The following is a 20,105-nucleotide window of genomic DNA, read 5'->3' as shown; positions in this document are numbered from 1 at the left end:
GGTCAGGCGCGGTTCGACGGCGGAACGTCAGTGCCGTCGGTCGGCTCGCCGGGCTGCGCCTTGGGGTGGTTGACGATGGTTCCTTCCACCGGGCCTGAAGGGTCGGTGGACTCGGGCTTGCCGTCGTTCTTCATTTCCTTGACCTCGGATTTGATGATCCGCATGGACTGTCCAAGGCTGCGCGCCATGGCCGGAAGTTTCGGGGCGGCAAAGAGAAGCAAAGCAACAACAATGATAATTACGATGGGCCAGGGGCCATCAAAGAGTCTTCCCACGGGAAATCCTTTCGTCTAAGTTCATTTTACTTCTAAGTAAAGTCGAGATCGCCGAGCGCCTGCGGCTGGCCCCGGTCTTTCTTGCGCTGCACTCGTCGCTGGCGGCGCATTTCCCGTCGGGACGACTTGGATGCCTCGTAATCATGTCGCATGAGCGTGGGCGAGGCAAAAACCGCCGCACCCGGCGGGGGCGTTGCCGGATCTGCAGCGTCCGGCATAGCCATGGGGCCCAGGTGCCCCAGCTTCTCGCCGGCTGCCCCCAAATCCTTGACGGTCGCCATGAACTGGCGGAACAGGCGAATGCCCAACAGGACATAGAAGAGCAGTGAGAGCGCAACAAGCGCCACCCATATCAGGATCCAGGACCACCAAGGCATGCTGAGAAGTCTAGCCGCCGTACCCGGCCAAGGATGCCGTTAACCACCTGCGGGACGCCTCCGCCAGTTCACCTGGCGCCAGGATCCTGGCAGAACCGCCATGCTGGGCCACGAACATCGGCAGCCAGTCCGTCGTGCCGAACCGGATCTCGGCCACCAGCCCGCCGTCGGGCAGCTCTGCAGTGCGTTCCGCGTAGTAGTCGTCTGCAAGCCCCCTCCCCTGCCGGGTGAGCTGGACGGTGACGGTGGTGTCGTCGTCGCTGGCGGTGAAGAGCCTGGCAGGGACTCCTTCGGCGGGCGTGATGCCGGCAGAGATGGAAGCACCATTCGGGTGGACGTCCTGGACACGGTCCAGGCGGAAGTTCCGGAGGCCGCGCACCAGGTGGCAGTAGGCCTCGAAGTACCAGGTGTTGTCCAGCGAATACAGGCGGAAGGGGTCCACGTCCCGCTCGGTGATGGTGTCCCGCTGGGGCGAAAGGTAGCGGAGGCGGAGCTGGGAGCGGGATTCGATGGCCTGCCTGACCGTGGCGTGGGTGGCAGCGTCGGCGGGTGCCACTTCCGGACCGGCAAGGGATGCCGCCCGGAGTCCTTCTTCACCAGCGGCCGCCAGCAGCTTCAGGGTCACCGATTCCAGCGCGCCGCCCTCGGCCACTTCCGGCAGCCCGTTCAGGATCTCCAGCCCGGCCAGGAGGGCGCAGGCTTCCTCCACGGTGAAGCGGACCGGTTTTGTCAGGTCCAGGTCCTGGGTGATGTAGACGTGGTCGTCGTCCCAGTGGATGTCCAGGAGATCGTCAGGGTATCCCTCCGGCAGGCCGGAGCAGATCAGGATCTGCAGATCATCCTCCAGCTCCTTCCTGGTAATGCCGAACCGGTCTGCCACGTCCTGGATGTGCAGGCCCTGGTTGTGCACCAGGAAGGGCACCAGCTGCAGCATCCGCTTGAGCTGGTCCTCGGACGTGCGTTTGCGGACAGCAGCGGCCCGGGCTGTGCCGAAGCTGTACGGAGGCTCGGGCTGGGCGCTGAACTCCGCAGCCGCGCGCAGCCTGCGGAGGACGGCAGCCACAAGCTCAGGCGGAGCTATGGCGTGCGCGTCCGGTCCGTAGGAGGCCAGTTCCTCAGCCAGTGCCTCGGGGTCGCGGTACTGCACGGACAGCCGCTCGTAGCCGGCCTCACGCCTGCCGGCCGTGCCACCCTCCGCGGAACTGCGCCGCCGCAGGGCCAGCAGCTTTCCTTCGCGGACGTCGACGACGGCGGTGCGCAGCGGCAGTTCAGGGAGGCGGTCCAGCTCCCGCCGGATGTTGAAGTGCGCCGGTGGCGTGTACAGCTCCTTGTCCAGGGTTGTGACAGCACTGGTGATGCGGGAAAGACGGAAGTGGCGCGGTGCTTCCCGGGCACGGTCGTGGCCTACCAGGTACCACTGGCCAAACCGGCTGCCCAAGCCCCACGGCTCCACTGTCCGCAGCTCCTCGTTGCCTGTGCTGCCTGCAAGGTAGGTGAAGGTGACCGGGTGCCGGGAGTGCAGAGCAGAGACCAGGTCGTCGAAGGCCTGTCCTGCCGGCTTGATGCGGGGCTGGACGCCGGCGGGAAGGGCGACGTCGGCAAGGCGCCCTGACGCCTGGAGTTTCCGGAGGGCGCTCTGCGCCGCAGTACCAAGGGCGGCGCGCTCCCACAGCTGTGAGGCCAGGAGGAGGACAGTCCATTCGTCCGGCCCCAGCTGGACATCCGGAAGGCGGTTGGATTCCGTGCCGATGCGGTAACGGGTGGTGGCAGGATCATCCTCGCTCCACCCCATGTCCGTCAGGGTTTCCACCTCGAACCCGAACTGGCGCAGGTCGTTTTTGTCCCGCTCGAACATCCGGCCGAAAGCCACGTCATTGCCGGAAGAATCGTGGTAGACCTTTTCGCGCAGCTCACTGCGGCGCAGCCCATACCGGGTGTTCAGGAGTGCGATCAGCAGGTTGAGGAGGCGTTCAGTTCGGGATACGGGCACTCTGGCTACGTTACTAAAGTCCGCGGCGGAACGCAGAAAGCGCGGCAGCACCAGGATTTTGCGTCCTGGTGCTGCCGCGCTTTGGCTGTTCAGCTAGCCGGTCATCCTTCTTAGCGGACTCCGACCAGGTCCACCACGAAGATCAGGGCTTCGTTCGGAGCGATGGCTCCGCCGGCGCCGCGGGAGCCGTAGGCCAGCTCCGAGGGGATCTCCAGGCGGCGGCGGCCGCCCACCTTCATGCCCAGCAGGCCCTGGTCCCAGCCCTGGATGACCTGGCCGACGCCAACGCGGAAGTCCAGCGGGGCGCCCCGGCCCCAGGAGGCGTCGAACTCTTCGCCGGTGGACCAGGCCACGCCAACGTAGTGGGTGGAAACGGTGTCGCCGGCCTTGGCTTCGCGTCCGTCGCCCTCAATGAGGTCGGTGATGACCAGTTCCGTGGGGACATCACCTTCCGGGAAGTCGATCTCGGGCTTCTGGCGGTCGAATTCACGCTGTCCAAATGACATGGTTGCTCCTTTAATGTCTGTGCTGCTTTTATCTGTGCGGCTGGTTGATGCAGCCGCGGACCGGCCGCGGCAGGGCGGTAACCGGTGGTGCTTCGCCTGTAAGTGTTGCTACTTAGCCCCGAGGATGTCCACTACGAACACCAGATCTCCCTTGGCCTCGCCCTGTCCGGCGTCGCCGTAGGCAAGAACCTTGGGGATGACCAGGAGGACGCGGGAGCCTACTGTCTTGCCGGCAAGGCCCTGGGTCCAGCCCTTGATGACACCGGTGAGCGGGAAGCTTGCGGGTTCGCCGCGGTCAAAGCTCGAGTCGAATTTGGTGCCGCCCTCAAGGGTGACGCCCACGTAGTTCACGGTGAGGGTGTCGGATTCCTTCACGGTGGCGCCGTTGCCCTTGATGAGGTCCTGGGAAACCAGGGCCGTCGGGGCAGCCACACCCTCAACGTTGATCTCGGGGACGCCGTCCTTCTCGGACACGGTGGGCAGTCCCGCCGGCGGGGTCACGGTCTCGCCCTCAGGCTTTTCCAGTACGGGCGCCACGTCCTCGGCGGACAGGACCTTGATGATCAGCAACTGCGTGGGCTGGGCGGCGGCGGAGGGGCTGGGGCTGGCTCCGTCCGAGGGGCTCGGGGCACTCTGCTGTCCGGGGACAGCGAGGGCCAGGCTGGAGCCCACCTTGGCGCCAACGAACGCGTTGTAGATGACCTCGCTGCTGGTCTTCAGTTCGTCGTTGAGCTCGAGGGGTTCGGGCTCGCCGGGAAAGGTGTCCTCAAGGGTACTGCCGTCAGTGCCGTTGAGGGCCAGAATGGAGATGTTGGCGACCTGGTTTGCCTTCACGGGCTCGCCGCTGCCCTCGGTGATGACCTTGATGGTGGGTTCTGCCACTTCCAATGGCTTGGTGAATTCCACTCCGGGGGCTTTCTTGTCCCCGTTGTCGGTCAGTTTGAGGGAGTCGAACTTGGCAGTCTCGCCGGCGGATACGCTGGTGGGTTCCGGCTCTGCGGTTGAACCGCCGCAGGCGGTCAGCAGCAGCAGACCGGGAAGAAGAATTGCTAGTAGTCGGCGCACGTAGAAAAACTTTCGTCGGGGCAGGGTGGATGCGATGTTCCGCATGGCAACGGCCGGCATCGCGGGGTCCCTCTAAAGGGCCCTATCCAGAATAGCCCCTGAAGCTGGGTGTCAGCCCATAGAGTCAAGGAGGGCATCCACGCGCTCATCGACGCTGCGGAAGGGGTCCTTGCACAAAATTGTCTGGTGTGCCCGGTCGTTCAGCTTCAGGTGGACCCAGTCCACGGTGTAGTCCCGTCCCAGTTCCTGTGCGCGGCGAACAAAGTCTCCGCGGAGCTTGGCCCGCGTGGTCTGCGGGGGGACGTCCACAGCGTCCTTGATGACTGTATCGTCCACGATCCGGCGCACCGCACCGCGTGACTGCAGCAGGTAGTAGAGGCCGCGGCTGCGGGAGATGTCATGGTAGGTGAGGTCCAGCTGGGCTATCCGGGGTGCGTCCAGCCCCAGGCCGTGCCGTTCACGGTACTTGTCCATGAGCTTCTTCTTGATGGCCCAGTCGATTTCGGTGTCGATCCCGCGGAAGTCACCGCTTTCGATGGCCTTGAGTGTCCGCTCCCAAAGGTCGAGGATGAGCGGCACGTGCGGGTTGTGCGGGCCGTGCTCCTTCACGAAGGCCGTGACCTTGCTCAGGTATTCCTGCTGGATTTCGAGTGCGGTGAGCTGGCGTCCGTTGGCAAGGCGGACCAATGCACGGCCGCTGAGGTCATGGGAGATCTCGCGGATGCTGCGGATGGGGTTTTCCATCCTCATGTCGCGCATGATCACTCCTGCCTCGATCATGCGCAGGACGAGGTCCACTGTGCCGATCTTCATCAGGGCCGTGGCTTCGGACATGTTCGAGTCCCCCACAATGACGTGGAGGCGGCGGTAGAACTCTGCGTCAGCATGCGGCTCGTCGCGTGTGTTGATGATGGGACGCGACCTGGTGGTGGCGGAGGAAACGCCCTCCCAGATGTGGTCGGCCCGCTGGGAGAACGCGTATGTTGCGCCGTGGGGTGTCTTCAGGATCTTTCCGGCGCCGGCGATCAGCTGGCGGGTAACCAGGAACGGGATCAGGATCTCGGCGAGCCGGGAGAACTCGCCGCGCCGCGGAATGAGGTAGTTCTCGTGGCTGCCGTAGGAGTTTCCGGCGGAGTCGGTGTTGTTTTTGAAGAGGTACACCGTTCCGTTGAAGCCTTCGGCTGCGAGCCGGGCCTGCGCCTCGTCCACGAGGTCGTCCAGGATCAGCTCGCCCGCCCTGTCGTGGGCGATGAGCTGCGCCAGGTCGTCGCATTCGGCGGTGGCGTATTCCGGGTGGGATCCCACATCAAGGTAGAGCCTGGAGCCGTTGGTCAGGAACACGTTGGATGAACGCCCCCAGCTGACCACCTTGCGGAAGAGGTAGCGGGCCACTTCCTCGGGGGCGAGGGGCCTGGAGTCCGGGCTCGAGTATGAGATCCCGAATTCGGTTTCGATGCCGAAGATCCTCTTGTCCATGCGTCCAGTCCTCCTAGACCAGCAGTGCAGTGATGTCCGCGTCGTTGAGCCGGCGGAAGGCGCGCCTGGACCCGCGCGTGGTTTCTGATTGCCGGTCCAGAACTGCCACTTCCAGCGCGCCTGCCGGAAGTGATTTTGCCTGTTCTTCCGCTTCTCCCGGGGGAACCAGGCCGGTGATGGCAAGGCGCACTGCGTCTGCGAAGTTCAGTGAGCTGCGCCAGCCCTGACCAATGACGGAGGAGACCTTGTCCGCCTGGCCGCCCATCACAACAAAGGAGTGTTCGTCCGCGATGGAGCCGTCAAAGGTCAGCCGGTAGAGGTGGTCTTCTGCCTGGGTGGCGCCGACCTCGGCTACCGCCAGCTCCACCTCGAAGGGCTTTTGTTCCGCGGTGAACACCGCTCCAAGGCTCTGCGCGTAGACGCTTGCCAGTCCCCTGGCGGTGACGTCCTCCCGGTCGTAGGAGTACCCGCGCACATCGGCGTAGCGGACGCCGGCCTGGCGGAGGCTTTCGAACTCGTTGTATTTTCCGACGGCGGCGAAGGCGATTTTGTCGTAGATCTCGCCGATCTTATGCAGGGACGGTGAAGGGTTCTCGGCGACGAGGGCGATTCCGTCCTCGCAGCTGATGACCACGACGGACCTGCCGCGGGCAATGCCTTTGCGGGCAAAATCCGCGCGGTCCTTCATCAGCTGTTCGGGTGAAACATAGAACTGTTGTGTCATCTCAGGCCTCCCGTCCGGCGATGGTCCGCGCCTCGATCACGTTCCGCGAGGCTGCAGCCAGTTCGCTCTCAGGCACCCTCCGGGCGCCCGAACTGTCGACGGTGTAGATGACAGGCCACAGCTGCCGCACCGTGTCTGGACCGCCGGTGGCGGAGTCGTCGTCGGCCGCGTCGTAGAGGGATTCAACCGCGACGGCGACGGCTTCGGCGGCCGTGAGGTTGGGCCGCCAGAGCTTCTTCAGGGCACCGCGGGCAAAAACCGAACCGGATCCCACCGTGTGGTGTTCACGTTCCTCGTACCGGCCGCCGGTGACGTCATAGGAGAAGAGCCTGCCAACACCGGCGCTGGTGTCGAACCCGGCGAAGAGGGGCACGACAGCGAGTCCCTGCATCGCAAGGGGAAGGTTGCCCCGGATCATGGCGCCCAGCCTGTTGGCCTTGCCTTCAAGGCTGAGGAGGGTGCCCTCGATTTTCTCGTAGTGCTCAAGCTCCACCTGGAACAACCTGGTCAGGTCGATGGCGATTCCCGCTGTCCCGGCGATCCCCAGGACGGAGTAGTGGTCGGCGGGGAAGACTTTTTCGATGTGCCTGCTGGCTATGACGTTGCCCATGGTGGCGCGCCTGTCCCCCGCCATCAGCACACCGCCGTCGTAACTCAAGGCAACGATGGTGGTGGCATGCGGAACCTGCAAGGGGGCAGCCGCCGGCACGCCTGCCTGGAGGGACCGGTTATACGGAAGAAGCTCCGGCCGGTCCCGTTGCAGGTGTTCGGTAAATGACGAGGTGGCGTTGGCGGCTACCTGGTTGGCGGTTGATTCCTGCACTCATGCACTCCTTGAACGTGGTCCTTCAACGTCGGTACAGATTCGGGCCTTCCGCGGCTTCCGCCAGCCTCCGAATCCGGGTTACTGACCGCCCTTTTGGACGAACGCCCGGACGAACTCTTCAGCATTGGATTCGAGGACGCCGTCGATCTCGTCGAGGAGGTCGTCGACGCCTTCAGTCGATGCTGATGCCTGTGCCTCCGGCGGCGCGGGCGGTGCCTCGGGAATGTCCTCTTCGACCTGGCTGTCGCGCGATTGAGGCTGCTGCTGCTCCTGGCCTGCCATTGTTACCCCTCCTTATATCCGTCATCGGATCCGGCCGATCCTCCGATATGCCCATCCTGCCACGGTGTGGGCTTCCGGTGGCGGTTTATGCCGCAGGCGGAGCGTTATGTCCCAAAAGCTCTGCCAGGAACGGTCCCGCCTCCCGGTAGCTTTCGAATAACGCTCCGGTCAGGGCTTTGGTTCCCCGGAGGGGCTCCCTGGTGGGTACGCGCTGGAGCCGCCCGTAACCTGGAACGTCGAAGATGACGGAGTCCCAGCTGGCGCCCACCACATCCTTGCCGAAGCTGCTGATGCACCTGCCTCGGAAGAATGCCCGGGTGTCCGCCGGCGGTTCGGAAACTGCTGCCGCGATGGCCGCGTCCTCAAGGATTCGCTGCATCCGGTTCCTGGCAAGGAACCGGTAATAGAGTCCTTTTTCGGGCCTGATGTCTGCCCATTGGAGGTCGACGAGCCCCAGCCGGGCATCGTTCCATTCCAGCCCGTCACGTTCACGGTATCCGTCGAGGAGGGACAGCTTGGCCAGCCATTCCACCGAGGAAGCGGCAGCGGCCCGGTCGTTGTCGAGTTGGGTCAGGACGGTGGCCCAGCGTTCCAGGACATCGTGCGTGTGCCCGTCGCCGTCCACCTTGTCTCCAACGCCGGTATCCTGGGCCAGCTTGGCAGCGGCTTCGTGGTACATCCATTGGAGGTCAAGGGCGGTGACCCGCCTGCCGTCGAGCAGCCGCAGCCTGGCGGTAAGCGTGGTGTCATGGCTTACCGCCTGGAGGGCAGCGACCGGCTCGAAGACTTCGACCTTCGGTGCCAGGCCTGCCTCGATGAGGCTGAGCACCATCGCCGTGGTTCCGAACTTCAGGTAGTTGGAGACCTGGCTCAGGTTGGCGTCCCCGATGATGACGTGGAGGCGCCGGTACTTGTCCGCGGTGGCATGCGGCTCATCCCGGGTGTTGATGATGGGCCGGCGGATGGTGGTTTCCAGTCCGACTTCGGCCTCGAAGAAATCCGCACGCTGGCTGATCTGGTATCCCGGCGTTGAGCTGTCCTGGCCGATGCCCACCCGGCCCGACCCGCACATGATTTGCCGGCTGACGAAGAAAGGCGTCAGCCCGCGCACAATATCGCCGAAGGGCACGGAGCGCGGCATGAGGTAGTTCTCATGGGAGCCGTAGGATACGGATTTGTTGTCCGTATTGTTCTTGTAGAGGTTGACCGGCGGAAGGTCCGGATCTGCCGCCAGGCGGCGGACGGCGGCCAGTGCCACAAGGTCACCGGCCGCGTCCCATTTCACGGCATCCCGGGGGTTGGTCACCTCCGGGCTGGAGTACTCGGGATGCGCGTGGTCCACATACAGCCGTGCACCGTTGCCCAGGACCATGTTCATCAGGAGTGACCCGGACTCGTCCTGGCCGTCCAGCTCAAGTTCCTCGCGGCCGTAGGCCAAGGCCACCGCTTCCGCATCCAGTACCGGCGGCTGGTCCGTCAGCTGGCTTGGGTGGGCGGAGCTGCGGTCCACCGTCCAGCCGCGGGCGTCGTGCAGCGGCTCCTCGTCCGTGTAGTCCCAGCGGGTCTCCGCGCCGCCGGCGGCGCGCTGGCGGGTAACCTGCGCATAGGCCTGGACCACCCGGGCGCTCATCATGGTGGCATTGGCAGAGGGGGCGGACGGGGCGTGGATGCCATATTCGGTTTCCGCGCCCATGACCCGCATGGCCCCGCCGGCCGGTAAGGTTCCCCCGGCGGCGGGCTCCGGTGCAGCGGTCATAGATACTGGCCTGTTGTCGGCATGGTCTCGATGGATTTGCCCGGTTCCTGGCCCGCCTTGCCCTGGACAATGGTGCGGATGTACGTGATCCGTTCGCCCTTCTTGCCGGAGATCCGTGCCCAGTCGTCAGGGTTGGTGGTGTTGGGCATGTCTTCGTGCTCGCGGAACTCGTCCACGACGGCGCGCAGCAGGTGCTCGATCCGCAGTCCCTTCTGGTGGGTGGTCAGGAGATCCTTGATGGCGTACTTCTTGGCCCGGTCCACCACGTTCTGGACTACTGCGCCGGAGTTGAAGTCCTTGAAATAGAGCATCTCGGTGTCCCCGTTGGCGTAGGTGACCTCCAGGAACTCGTTGGACTTGTCGGTGGAGTACATGGCTTCCACCGTCCGCTGGACCATGGCGTCCACCGTGGCCTGCACATCGCCGTCATGCTCTGCCAGGTCCGATTCGTGGAACGGCAGGTCGGGGGTGATGTACTTGTTGAAGATATCGGCGGCGGCCTCTGCGTCGGGACGGTGAATCTTGACCTTGACGTCCAGCCTGCCCGGCCGGAGGATGGCCGGATCGATCATGTCCTCACGGTTTGACGCGCCGATGACGATCACGTTGTCCAGCCGCTCCACACCGTCGATCTCACTGAGCAGCTGTGGCACGATGGTCGTTTCGACGTCTGACGAGATTCCGGTGCCGCGGGTGCGGAAGAGGGAATCCATCTCGTCGAAAAACACCACAACGGGGCTGCCGTCCGAAGCCTTTTCGCGTGCCCTGGAAAAGATCAACCGGATGTGCCGCTCGGTTTCACCGACGTACTTGTCGAGGAGTTCCGGACCCTTGATATTCAGGAAGTAGCTCTTGAGGTCCACCTTGCCCGAACGCTCCGCGGCCCGGGCAGCCAGTGAGTTGGCGACGGCCTTGGCGATAAGCGTCTTGCCGCAACCGGGAGGGCCGTAGAGCAGGATGCCCTTGGGCGCCTTGAGGCCGTGCTCGCGGTACAGGTCGGGGTGGAGGAAGGGCAGTTCGACGGCGTCGCGGATCTGCTCGATCTGGGGCCCCAGGCCGCCAATGTCTTCATACGTGATGTCCGGGACTTCCTCCAGGACCAGGTTCTCCACCTCTGAGCGCGGCACTTTTTCGAGGGCGTATCCGGTCCTTGAGTCAATGGAAAGGGCATCACCCACCCGGAGCTTTTCGGCCAGGAGCGCACCGGAAAGCCGGACGACCCGTTCTTCATCGGCGCGCCCCACCACGAGGGCACGGTCCGCTCCCAGCATCTCCTTGAGCGTGGCCAGTTCTCCCGCGCGCTCATAGCCAAGCCCGGCGACGACGAGGAGCGCCTCGTTCAGGAGGACCTCCTGGCCCACGGCCAGCTGGTTCATGTTCACCAGGGGGCTGATCCCAACGCGCATCTTCCGGCCGGCATTGAAGATATCCACCGATTCCTCGGTGGCCGCCTGCCCGCTGCTGCCAGGTGACGGCTGCCGCTTTGGATTCAGCTGGAGTATGGTTCCGAAGCTGTAGGGCGGTTGCCCTTCCTGGTCCAGGGCGTTCTTCAGCCGGAGGATTTCAGCCTTCGCGGTTTCAAGCATGCTGACCAGCTTGGTGTTGTTCTGCGTTGCCGCAGCCAGCTGGCGGTCTATGTGCCTGAGCTTGTCCCGGAGGATGTTGACCTGGCGGTCTGCAACCGAGAGGTCGTTGGCGGCAGACTGCTCTGCCGGTGTACGTCCGGAGTCCTGGTTTGGTGTCTCCATGATGTATCAGCCCCTTCCTGCGCTTCTATTAAGACATTAGCCCCAAGACGGCAGGTAGGGATGGAGACTCCCGAAATGTGGACTAGTTCGTGACCTCGGGATCGTCCTTGACGTTGGTGCCGGCGATGGCGTCCCGGGCTGCGCGCCGGAGCTTCTTGTCGGAGACCTGCCGCTCCCCCACGGCACCGGGCGTCCACGCGTTGACGTCCTCTTCGTTGAAGTCGGTCTTGGAGGGGCGCCGCTTGACGGAGATGCCGGTGACGCCGTCGGCCAGCCGCCGCGTGACCAGCAGGAAGCCGGTGTGGGCCACCATCCTGTGGTCCGGCCTGACGGCGAGCCCCTCGAGGTGCCAGCCGCGCACCATTGACTCCCAGGCGTCGGGCTCCTTGAAACGGCCGTCCGCCCGGATGGCTTCGGCAGTGCGTGAAAGCTGGGTGACGGTGGCAACGTAATTGATCCAGACGCCGCCCGGGGCGAGCACCGTGGCCACGGCATCCAGGCATTCCCAGGGCGCCAGCATGTCCAGCACCACGCGGTCCACGGAACCTGGCGCCTCGCTCCGGACAACCTCTTCCTGGAAGTCGCCCAGCGATACGTGCCAGGCGGGGTGCGGGCCGCCGAATATCGTCTCGACGTTGCCGCGGGCGATGTCAGCGAACTCTTCACGCCGTTCGAAGGAGTGCAGGTAGCCGTTGTCCCCAACGGCCCGGAGCAGCGAGATAGAAAGGGCCCCGGAGCCAACACCAGCTTCCACAACACGGGCGCCGGGGAAGATGTCCGCCATGGTAACGATCTGCCCGGCATCCTTGGGGTAGACGACGGCGGCGCCGCGCGGCATGGAAAGCACAAAATCGGACAGCAGGGGGCGCAGGGTCTGGTACTGCTGCCCCACGTTGTTCACGACGACCGAGCCGTCCACCTTGCCGATGATGTCGTCGTGGTTAAGGAAGCCGCGGTGGGTGTGGAATGCCCCGCCGCTTTCGAGGGTGATGGTGTTCATGCGGCCGCGTTCGTCCGTCAGTTGGACACGCTCGCCTTCGCGGAAGGGACCCCGGCGTCGGGCGGCGCCCACCGGCTGCGAGCCGCCGGTTGCAGCCCCGGCCGGGACCGCTGCTCCTGTGGCTTCGTTGACGGCGGTTTCGCTGCTCATGACTTTCCTCGCTCCTGTAAAACTGTGGCGCCTGCATGTGGTGTGGAAACATTCCGGCGTGCGCGGCGGCAATGCACCGGCCGGCAGGTAACTCTACCGGTTTTGGTCCTGCCGGCGCGTATCGGGCCGACGCGGCTTTCCGGTGATGGCGGCCAGGACAGCGTCCTGGGAAAGCAGCCCGGTCACCTTGCCGTTATGGTCTACGACGGCGTAGTGCCGTCCTTCCAGCTGGGACAGGAACTGGAGCAGCTCCTGCCCTTTTGACCATTCGGGGACGTATGCGCCGGGAGCCAGGGCATAGGAGACGGCGGTGATGGGGGTCGACGCCGCGGCGTGGACAGGAACCGAGGACAATGCGGCCGAATCCACAACTGCCTCCGGCCGGCCGCCCGGTCCGCAGACCACCAGCGTCGTGGCTCCCCCGCCACCGTACTGGAGGGCATCCTCCACTGTGGCCGTTGAAGGCAGGCCGGCGGCGGGGGTCGAAAGCCCTGCCGCGCTGACCAGGTGTAGCCGACCCCGGAGGGTTCCCTGCTGAATGGATGCTGAGGCTCCCATCCAGAGGAAACCACCTACCAGCACGGTGATCATCAGCAGGCTGAAATCAGGGGCATCCCCGGCAAGGAGCGGCCTGGCAACGAACCAGTAACCGATGGCGACGACGATGATGCGCCCTCCCCACCCGGCCGCCACCGTGCCCTTGGCCTGGCTGCCCGTGGCCTTCCACACTGCAGATTCCACCAGCCGTCCGCCGTCCAGCGGAAGGCCCGGGAGCACGTTGAAGACGGCAATCAGGAAGTTCGCCCACATAAAGATGTTGGTGAGGATCTCGGCAACGCTGCCCATGCTTGCCGTGCTGAGCAGCAGCCAGGCTCCTCCGGCCAGGATGAAGTTCGCAGCCGGCCCGGCGAGGGCCACGAGGACGGACCGTCCCGGCGACGCGGTGAAGCTCTCAAACTGGGTGTGCCCGCCCCACAGGTTGAGCACGATCTTCTGCGTGGGCCAGCCGTAGATTTTTGCCGTCAGGGCGTGCGCGAGTTCGTGGACCAGGACCGAGACGAGGAGCAGGACGGCGTAGGCGAACGCCACGATGTAGGCACTGATGCCGAGGGCCGGGTTCTGCCGGGCCAGGACGGGTCCGTACACGATGACCGTGAAGGCGGCAATGATGAACCAGGAATAGGCCAGCACCACGGGGACGCCGGCAATCCGGCCCAGCGGAATGCCTTCGCGCCTGGCCGGGACAGTGGTCTCGGTCACCGGCGGTCCCCAAGCGGCCTGGCCGGTACAGCGGACCCGCGAAGCCCCGGGCCGCCGAGGAGGAGCGATTCGAGGTCGGTCACGGTGCGGCCTGCCAGGGAATCCCATAGGGTGTAGCGCTCATCCTCGGGCAGCGGAACAATATGGGGAATTGCCACGGTTGCCACGCCGGATGCCACGGCCGCGGAGACACCGGGCACCGAGTCCTCCAAAGCGACGCAGTGGTGCAGGCCCAGGTCCGGGTCTGCGTCCTGCAGCCATTCGACGGCGGTCAGGTACGCCTCGGGGTGTGGTTTGCCCTGGGCTACGGTGTCCCCTGTGACCAGGACCTCGAAGTACTGCCGTGGAAGGCTGGCCACCACCTGCCTGGCCAGCGGGCCCTCGGACATGGTGACCAGTGCGCACCGGACACCGGCGAGGTGGAGTTCCTCAAGGAGTTCGCGTGCACCCGGCCGCCACGGCACCTGGCGCTGGACGCTGCTGACCACCGAGCCGGTGAGGGTATCGATGATGTCCCGGACTTCCAGCTCCACGCCGGCATCCTGGAGGAGCCCGGCGGAAAAAGTCAGCGACTGCCCCACCAGCTGCATGGCCTGGTCATGGGACCAGGTCCCGCCGTGGGCTTCCACCAGCGCGTGTTCGGCGGCGATCCAGTAGGGCTCCGTATCAACGATTGTCCCGTCCATGTCCCACAGGACGGCTTTGAGCGGGGAACTGTCGGCTGGCAATCGCATGCCCTCAGTCTACGGGGACTGCCTGGGCGCCGGCTGATGGCTACGCCCTCGGCGAATATCGCGCCCTCCGGCACCGACGCCGCTGCTTATGCATGATGTTTCGGCGCTTCATTCAATGCAAAGCCGCGGTCCTTGGACGTAGGGTGAAGAAATGAATAGCTTCGAGGGAGACACCACAGAACCGGGTGCCGGGCCCGAACAGGAGCGGTTCCTGCAGCCGGTAGCTGACGGACAGCGCGTGACAGTGATGCTTGCCGCCTTTGAAGGCTGGAATGACGCCGGGGAAGCGGCCAGCGACTCCCTGCGCTACCTGAACAAATTGTGGGGCGGCAAGAAAGTGGCCTCCATCGACGCCGACGAGTATTACGACTTCCAGTTCACGCGGCCCACCGTGCGCCGGAACGCAGCCGGCGAACGCAAGATCAAATGGCCTTCCACACGGATCTATAAAGCAAGCGCTCCGGACTCCAACGTGGACGTCATCTTTGTCCAAGGCACGGAGCCGTCCTATAAATGGCGCGCCTACACCGCGGAACTCCTGGTCCATGCCGAGGCGCTGAACGTTGACTATGTTGTCCTGGTCGGGGCCCTGTTGGCGGATGTTCCGCACAGCAGGCCGATTCCGGTCAGCACCTCGTCGGACGACGCCCCGCTGCGCGAACGGATGAACCTGGAAGCCTCGCAGTATGAAGGCCCGGTAGGCATCGTCGGCGTGCTGTCGGAGGTGGCACTGCTGGCAGGTATCCCCACGGTTTCGCTGTGGGCAGCCGTCCCGCACTATGTTGCCCAGGCGCCGTCGCCGAAAGCCCAGCTGGCACTCCTGCACCGGATTGAGGAACTGCTCCAGGTTCCCCTGGACACGCACGAGCTGGCTGAGGAAGCGGACGCGTGGGAGCGGGGCGTGGACGAACTGGCCACTGAGGATCCCGAAATTGCGGCCTACGTCCGGCAGCTCGAGGAAGCAAAGGACACGGCCGATCTCCCGGAAGCCACTGGCGAATCGATTGCCCGCGAATTCGAGCGTTACCTCAAGCGTCGGGGCCAGGACCGGCCGTGACCGGCAGCGCCCTGCAAACCGGGCGCTGCCTCATACTCTGGACGGCGGTTTAGAGTACCACGCCCAGCAAGGCGTCCACCGCATCCTTGACCAGGGCCTGGTCGGCAGGGCTTGCAGGTCCGCCGTCGGCGTTTGCCAGCTCCGCCCAGCGGGAAACCGCCGCAATGGCGTTAGGAGCGTTGAGGTCGGCGGCAAGCGCTGCGCGCATCTCGGCCACCAGGGGGGCGGCAGAGTCTTTGGGGGCATGGCCCAGGGCCCGGCGCCACGCTGCAAGTGTGGCCTTAGCCTCCTCGAACCCTTCGATGGTCCAGGCCCAGTCGGAGCGGTAGTGGTGGGCCAGGATGCCAAGGCGGATCGCCGCGGGGTCCTCCCCCGCCGCCCGGAGTTTCGACACGAGCACCAGGTTTCCCTTTGACTTGCTCATCTTCTCGCCATCGAGGCCCACCATGCCGGCGTGGGCGTAGTGCTTGGCCAACGGAACACCCGCAAGCGAGTAGGCATGCCCGGCGCCCATCTCGTGGTGCGGGAAGATGAGGTCCGAACCGCCGCCCTGGACGGTGAAGGGTGAAGGCAGGTACTTCTGCGCGATGACTGTGCATTCAATATGCCAGCCGGGCCTCCCTGCTCCCAGGCTGCCGCCGGGCCAGCTCGGTTCGCCTTCACGGGCCACGCGCCACAGCAGCGGGTCCAATGCCTGCCGCTTGCCGGCCCGTCCGGGATCGCCGCCGCGTTCCGCGAAGAGCTCGAGCATCTCGCTCTCTGCCAGCCCGGAGATGCATCCCAGCGTCCACGCATCAGGTGCGACGGATTGCTTGCCCGCCGCCTCGACGTCGTAATAGACGTCCCCGTCAGGCTCGCCATTGCTGCCCTGCACTGTGTAGGCCAGCCCCAGGCTCACAAGCCGTTCCACTTCCGGGACGATCAGCCCAATGGATTCCACGGCGCCCACATAGTGGTCCGGCGGCAGGACATTGAGTGCTTCCATGTCCGTTTGGAAGAGCTCGATCTGGCCGGCAGCAAGGTCCCGCCAGTCAACCCCCGTCGCCTCGGCACGTTCCAGGAGCGGATCGTCGACATCCGTGACGTTCTGCACATACGCAACGTCCCGGCCGGAGTCCCGCCAGGCGCGGTTCAGGAGGTCAAAAGCAACGTAACTGGATGCGTGCCCCATGTGGGTGGCGTCGTAAGGCGTGATGCCGCAGACATACATGGACGGCCGGCTCTCGTTCTCCAGTACCACCTCGTGGCGCACCGCTGTGTCGAACAGCCGGATGGCGGGCATGCTTCCGGGCACGTCAGGAACGGGGCGGGATATCCAGGATTTCACACACCAAGCCTAGTGCTAGGCGCTGATGACATTGAAACCGAGCAGGAGGTACAGGGCGAGTCCAAGGAAGATCCGGTACCAGACGAACAACCTGTAGCTGCGGGTGGACACGAACTTCAGGAACCAGCCAATGATGACGTATCCCACAACGAAGGCGATCATCGTGGCCAGGGCGGTTTCCGGCAGTCCGTACGGGCCGGCGATGCCCTCATTGGTGACCGTCTTGTAGAGCTGGTAGAACCCGCTGCCGAACACCGCAGGGATGGCAAGAAGAAAGGAATAGCGGGCGGCGGCCTCGCGGGTGTAACCCATCAGGAGGCCGGCCGTGATGGTGCCTCCGGACCTGGAAACGCCGGGAATCAGGGCCAGGGCCTGTGCGAAGCCATAGAGGATGCCGTGCTTGTAGGTCAGCCTGCTGAGGTCCCGTTCCTGCCTGCCGATAGCGTCCGCAACGGCAAGGAAAAGCCCGAAGACGATCAACATGGTGGCAACGATCCACATGCTGCGGAGCACGGACTCGATCTGGTCCTGGAACAGAAGGCCAAGAACGATGATCGGCAGGCTGCCCAGGATGACCAGCCAGCCCATCCGGGCGTCCGGGTCCTGCCGCGATACCTTCCCGGTAAGCGAACCCGTCCAACCCTTGACGATCCGGACAATGTCCCGCCAGAAATAGACCAGGACCGCGGTCTCGGTGCCCAACTGGGTGATGGCTGTGAACGCTGCCCCCGGGTCAGCCGCATTGGGCAGGAATTGCCCCACAATCCGAAGATGCGCACTTGATGAAATCGGTAGAAATTCGGTCAGTCCCTGCACTAGGCCCAGCAGGGCCGCCTCAAACCAGTTCACGCTAAGACCCTACGTCATAGGCAGTGCCGGTTCTGCCCGTAAGCTTGCTGCTATGCAGCAGCGTTACGTCGGCAACAGTGGATTGCGTGTGTCCGCCCTTTCCCTCGGCACCATGGGCTGGGCCGGCGAAACCGACGAACAGGACGCCTCGGAACTCCTGCGCACCTTCCTTAACGCGGGCGGCCGGCACGTTGATACTGCCGCGTCCTACGCCGGCGGCAGGTCGGAGGCAATGATCGGCTCACTGCTGGGCGACGTCGTGGCGCGGACGGAGATTTCCATCTCCACCAAAGCGGGGATGACGACGCCGGATGGCCGGCGCGGCGTGGACACCTCGCGGAATGCCATGCTCACCGGACTTGACGCGAGTTTGGCCCGGTTGGGCACCGACTACGTGGATATCTGGTTTGCCCAGGCCTGGGACGCCAACGTTCCGCTGGACGAAACCCTGTCCGCGTTGGAATTCGCGGTCCGTACCGGCAGGGCACGGTATGCGGGCGTTTCCAACTTCAACGGGTGGCAGACGGCCAAGGCGGCTGCGGTTGCCGGGTTCCCACTGGTGGCGGTCCAGTCCGAGTACTCGTTCCTGCAGCGCCGGCCCGAAGCTGAACTCATCCCCGCGGCGGAAGACGCAGGCCTGGGCCTTATGGCCTGGGCGCCGCTGGGCCGCGGTGTGCTGACCGGCAAGTACCGCGGCAGCATCCCCTCCGGATCGCGGGCCGCATCAGCGGCCGAAGCCGGGTACGTGGAGCCCTACTTGGAGGAGAAGCCGTCCCGAACCGTGGAGGCCGTATGCATGGCGGCCAAGGGCCTGGGGCGGACTCCGCAGGACGTCTCCCTCAGCTGGCTCCTGTCCCAGCACGGCGTGGCCACCGCCATTGTGGGTCCCCGCACGCCCGCGCAGCTGAAAGAGCTGTTGGACGCGCAGCTCACACCCTTGCCACCCGAAATTGCCCGGGCCCTTGAGGATGTTTCAGCGCCGCTGTAAATCCGCGGACTTATTCCTGGACGATCTCCAGGTCCTCGTCGTCATCCACGTCGCTTTCCTCGTCCTCGTCGTCCTCGTCATCAAAGACCTGGAGCGGCGTTACCTCGTTGTAGGCCTCATAGAGCGCATCTTCATAAACTTCGAAGGCGTCTGCGACCGCAAAGAACGCCGCCTCCACGGAGGGGTCACCATCTCCGCGGCGGTTGGATGCTGCTATAAGGTGTTCTTCCATAGCGGTGGTCAAGGACTGAAGCGCGACACGCGGATCGATGCTCATGACTTCACGTTAGCCGGAAAAGGACGAAAATGGAGAGCAATGAAGGAACAATTTCTCACCAGCTCGGTCCAGCGGGAACGGGACTATTTGAGGCAGTACGAGTACCTCGTACTGACGGTCAGTCCTGATGATTCACTGCATGAGGCACGGCGCCGCCTGGTGGAACATTCCGAGTACGGCAAGTGGGAGCTGGAGCGCAGCAAGCTCTACGTGGGCGGGGGCCGCCGCTTTTGGCTGCGCCGGCGGGTGCTGCAGGTCCAGCGGACGGTCTAGCCTTCCAGCGGTCCCAGCCAGGCGTTGGCAACGGTGTTGTGGGCGGACTCGTCATCGGACGGATGGAACATGCCTGCCAGTACATCCCGGTAGAGACGCTCCAGTTCTGAGCCGCGGAAATAGCTCGATCCCCCGCTGACGCGGATGGCCAGGTCCACAACACGCCGCGCAGTCTCCGTGGCGTTCACCTTCAGCCCCACCAGCTTTGGGAACCACTGCGGTCCGTGGTCCACCAGGCCGTCCACGTCAGCGGCCACAGAGGCCAACTGCGGATACAGGCTGTCCATGGCCATGGCCGCCTCTGCAACCTTCCAGCGGATGTCCGGATCCTGCGCGTAGCTGCGTCCGTTGTTCTTGAATGACGTGCGCCGCTTCACGGTCTCCACGCCCGCGGCGAGGGCGCGCTCCCCCAGACCCGTGTAGACGGCTGCGAGCAGCGTCTCGAAACAGGCGAAGATAGCGAAGATCAGCGGGTCCCTGCTGGAACCGACGGGGATCCTGCGGAAGATCCGCTCCGGCGGAACAGTGGCCCTATCCAGGATGGTGGTGTTGGACTGGCTCGCCCGCATGCCCAGGGTGTCCCAGTCGTCCACGATGCGGTATCCGGGCGTTTCCCGCGTGATGAAGCCGTGGACCAGCTCGCCTTCCCCATCCCGGGCGTCCGGGTCCTTGCCGAAAATTCCCAGCCGGGTCCACGCCGGCGAGAGGCTGGTGAAGATTTTGGTCCCTGTGAAGGAGTATCCGCCGCCGGGAAATTGCGTGGCTGTGGTCCGCGAATCGAACAGGACCGAATCGTTGCCGGCCTCGGAGTTGCCGAACGCGAAGATCTCGCCCTCCGCCGCTTCCTTGAGGACGAAGTCGAGGGAGCTGTCACCGCGGGCTTTGAGGACACGTGCGACGCCGGTCCACACCAGGTGCATGTTGACGGCCAGTGCCGTGGCTGGCGCAGCCGTTGCCAGCCTGCGCTGGCACTGGGCCGCCGCTTCGAGGCCAAAGCCCAGGCCGCCGTCGTCCGTTGGCACGAACATCTTCAGGTAACCGGCCTCTGCAAGCTCCGCAAGGTCCTCATGGAAAAACGCGTTCTCCCGGTCGTAACCGGCGGCACGGCCGCGGATCCGCTCCAGGAGGGCGTCGGGCAGGACTTCCTCGGGGGTCATGGCGGCCC

Annotated in this window: 21 protein-coding genes; 3 read left to right on the top strand and 18 right to left on the bottom strand. The window is 64.8% G+C overall.

The genetic code is table 11. The annotated features are described in order from the left end of the window. Positions 1-2 precede the first annotated feature (2 nt). The 14 genes from tatA to AC6CHP_RS05610 form a co-directional block, all read right to left on the bottom strand. On the bottom strand, positions 3-275 hold the full coding sequence (gene tatA / locus AC6CHP_RS05675) for a Sec-independent protein translocase subunit TatA (protein ID WP_104187125.1): 273 nt from the start codon (positions 273-275) through the stop codon (positions 3-5). A gap of 32 nt (positions 276-307) precedes the next feature. Further along, positions 308-652, bottom strand: a complete 345-nt coding sequence (locus AC6CHP_RS05670) for a hypothetical protein (RefSeq protein WP_188729686.1) — start codon at positions 650-652, stop codon at positions 308-310. 10 nt (positions 653-662) lie between these two features. Then, positions 663-2,642 (bottom strand): helix-turn-helix transcriptional regulator, encoded by a 1,980-nt coding sequence (locus tag AC6CHP_RS05665; RefSeq protein ID WP_498228508.1) that lies wholly within the window; start codon positions 2,640-2,642, stop codon positions 663-665. A 110-nt stretch (positions 2,643-2,752) separates the two neighbouring features. Further along, entirely contained in the window at positions 2,753-3,148 is a 396-nt protein-coding gene (locus AC6CHP_RS05660) for an FKBP-type peptidyl-prolyl cis-trans isomerase (protein ID WP_066275847.1), read from the bottom strand. A gap of 108 nt (positions 3,149-3,256) precedes the next feature. After that, entirely contained in the window at positions 3,257-4,213 is a 957-nt protein-coding gene (locus AC6CHP_RS05655) for an FKBP-type peptidyl-prolyl cis-trans isomerase (protein ID WP_498228833.1), read from the bottom strand. Positions 4,214-4,324: 111 nt separating this feature from the next. Continuing rightward, positions 4,325-5,689 (bottom strand): Pup--protein ligase, encoded by a 1,365-nt coding sequence (pafA, locus tag AC6CHP_RS05650; protein WP_498228506.1) that lies wholly within the window; start codon positions 5,687-5,689, stop codon positions 4,325-4,327. 13 nt (positions 5,690-5,702) lie between these two features. Next, the gene (gene prcA, locus AC6CHP_RS05645) at positions 5,703-6,413 is read right to left on the bottom strand and encodes a proteasome subunit alpha (protein WP_498228504.1); all 711 of its coding nucleotides are present in this window, start codon (positions 6,411-6,413) and stop codon (positions 5,703-5,705) included. A 1-nt stretch (position 6,414) separates the two neighbouring features. Next, positions 6,415-7,236, bottom strand: a complete 822-nt coding sequence (gene prcB / locus AC6CHP_RS05640) for a proteasome subunit beta (RefSeq protein WP_498228502.1) — start codon at positions 7,234-7,236, stop codon at positions 6,415-6,417. Positions 7,237-7,317: 81 nt separating this feature from the next. Continuing rightward, entirely contained in the window at positions 7,318-7,521 is a 204-nt protein-coding gene (locus AC6CHP_RS05635) for a ubiquitin-like protein Pup (protein ID WP_104187137.1), read from the bottom strand. Between the two features lie 85 nt (positions 7,522-7,606). Continuing rightward, positions 7,607-9,277 carry a depupylase/deamidase Dop gene (dop, locus tag AC6CHP_RS05630; RefSeq protein ID WP_498228500.1) on the bottom strand — a complete coding sequence of 557 codons (1,671 nt, stop codon included), beginning with the start codon at positions 9,275-9,277 and terminating at the stop codon, positions 7,607-7,609. Next, on the bottom strand, positions 9,274-11,025 hold the full coding sequence (arc, locus tag AC6CHP_RS05625) for a proteasome ATPase (RefSeq protein WP_104187141.1): 1,752 nt from the start codon (positions 11,023-11,025) through the stop codon (positions 9,274-9,276). Before arc ends, dop begins: the two co-directional genes overlap by 4 nt. Positions 11,026-11,107: 82 nt before the next feature. Further along, positions 11,108-12,175, bottom strand: coding sequence for a tRNA (adenine-N1)-methyltransferase (locus AC6CHP_RS05620; protein WP_498228498.1), 1,068 nt, complete (start codon positions 12,173-12,175; stop codon positions 11,108-11,110). A 93-nt stretch (positions 12,176-12,268) separates the two neighbouring features. Next, complete coding sequence (locus AC6CHP_RS05615; protein ID WP_188729698.1) at positions 12,269-13,435, bottom strand: site-2 protease family protein; 1,167 nt, start codon at positions 13,433-13,435, stop codon at positions 12,269-12,271. Continuing rightward, a complete protein-coding gene (locus tag AC6CHP_RS05610; RefSeq protein WP_498228495.1) occupies positions 13,432-14,169 on the bottom strand; it encodes an HAD family hydrolase in 738 nt (245 codons plus the stop codon). Before AC6CHP_RS05610 ends, AC6CHP_RS05615 begins: the two co-directional genes overlap by 4 nt. Before the next feature lie 151 nt (positions 14,170-14,320). On the opposite strand from AC6CHP_RS05610, the gene AC6CHP_RS05605 reads away from it, so the two are divergent. Continuing rightward, positions 14,321-15,226 carry a PAC2 family protein gene (locus tag AC6CHP_RS05605; RefSeq protein ID WP_104187148.1) on the top strand — a complete coding sequence of 302 codons (906 nt, stop codon included), beginning with the start codon at positions 14,321-14,323 and terminating at the stop codon, positions 15,224-15,226. A gap of 49 nt (positions 15,227-15,275) precedes the next feature. On the opposite strand, the gene mshC is transcribed toward AC6CHP_RS05605, so the two are convergent. Both mshC and AC6CHP_RS05595 read right to left on the bottom strand, forming a co-directional pair. Continuing rightward, positions 15,276-16,553, bottom strand: a complete 1,278-nt coding sequence (gene mshC / locus AC6CHP_RS05600; protein WP_498228493.1) for a cysteine--1-D-myo-inosityl 2-amino-2-deoxy-alpha-D-glucopyranoside ligase — start codon at positions 16,551-16,553, stop codon at positions 15,276-15,278. Positions 16,554-16,568: 15 nt separating this feature from the next. Next, a complete protein-coding gene (locus AC6CHP_RS05595; RefSeq protein WP_174174468.1) occupies positions 16,569-17,402 on the bottom strand; it encodes an undecaprenyl-diphosphate phosphatase in 834 nt (277 codons plus the stop codon). A 52-nt stretch (positions 17,403-17,454) separates the two neighbouring features. Between AC6CHP_RS05595 and AC6CHP_RS05590 the strand changes: the two genes are divergently transcribed. Next, on the top strand, positions 17,455-18,390 hold the full coding sequence (locus AC6CHP_RS05590) for an aldo/keto reductase (protein ID WP_190611666.1): 936 nt from the start codon (positions 17,455-17,457) through the stop codon (positions 18,388-18,390). A 10-nt stretch (positions 18,391-18,400) separates the two neighbouring features. Here AC6CHP_RS05590 and AC6CHP_RS05585 read toward each other — a convergent pair whose 3' ends face one another. Then, complete coding sequence (locus AC6CHP_RS05585) at positions 18,401-18,667, bottom strand: hypothetical protein (protein ID WP_104187157.1); 267 nt, start codon at positions 18,665-18,667, stop codon at positions 18,401-18,403. Between the two features lie 39 nt (positions 18,668-18,706). Between AC6CHP_RS05585 and AC6CHP_RS05580 the strand changes: the two genes are divergently transcribed. Next, the gene (locus AC6CHP_RS05580) at positions 18,707-18,940 is read left to right on the top strand and encodes a DUF5703 family protein (protein ID WP_009358575.1); all 234 of its coding nucleotides are present in this window, start codon (positions 18,707-18,709) and stop codon (positions 18,938-18,940) included. Here AC6CHP_RS05580 and AC6CHP_RS05575 read toward each other — a convergent pair. Then, complete coding sequence (locus AC6CHP_RS05575; RefSeq protein WP_498228490.1) at positions 18,937-20,097, bottom strand: acyl-CoA dehydrogenase family protein; 1,161 nt, start codon at positions 20,095-20,097, stop codon at positions 18,937-18,939. The two genes, AC6CHP_RS05580 and AC6CHP_RS05575, sit on opposite strands and share 4 nt — an antisense overlap. Positions 20,098-20,105: the final 8 nt, after the last annotated feature.

Source organism: Pseudarthrobacter sp. GQ63 (genome assembly GCF_059758765.1).
The sequence above is the reverse complement of the archived record's forward strand: the minus strand, read 5'-3'. Positions and strand labels throughout refer to the sequence as shown.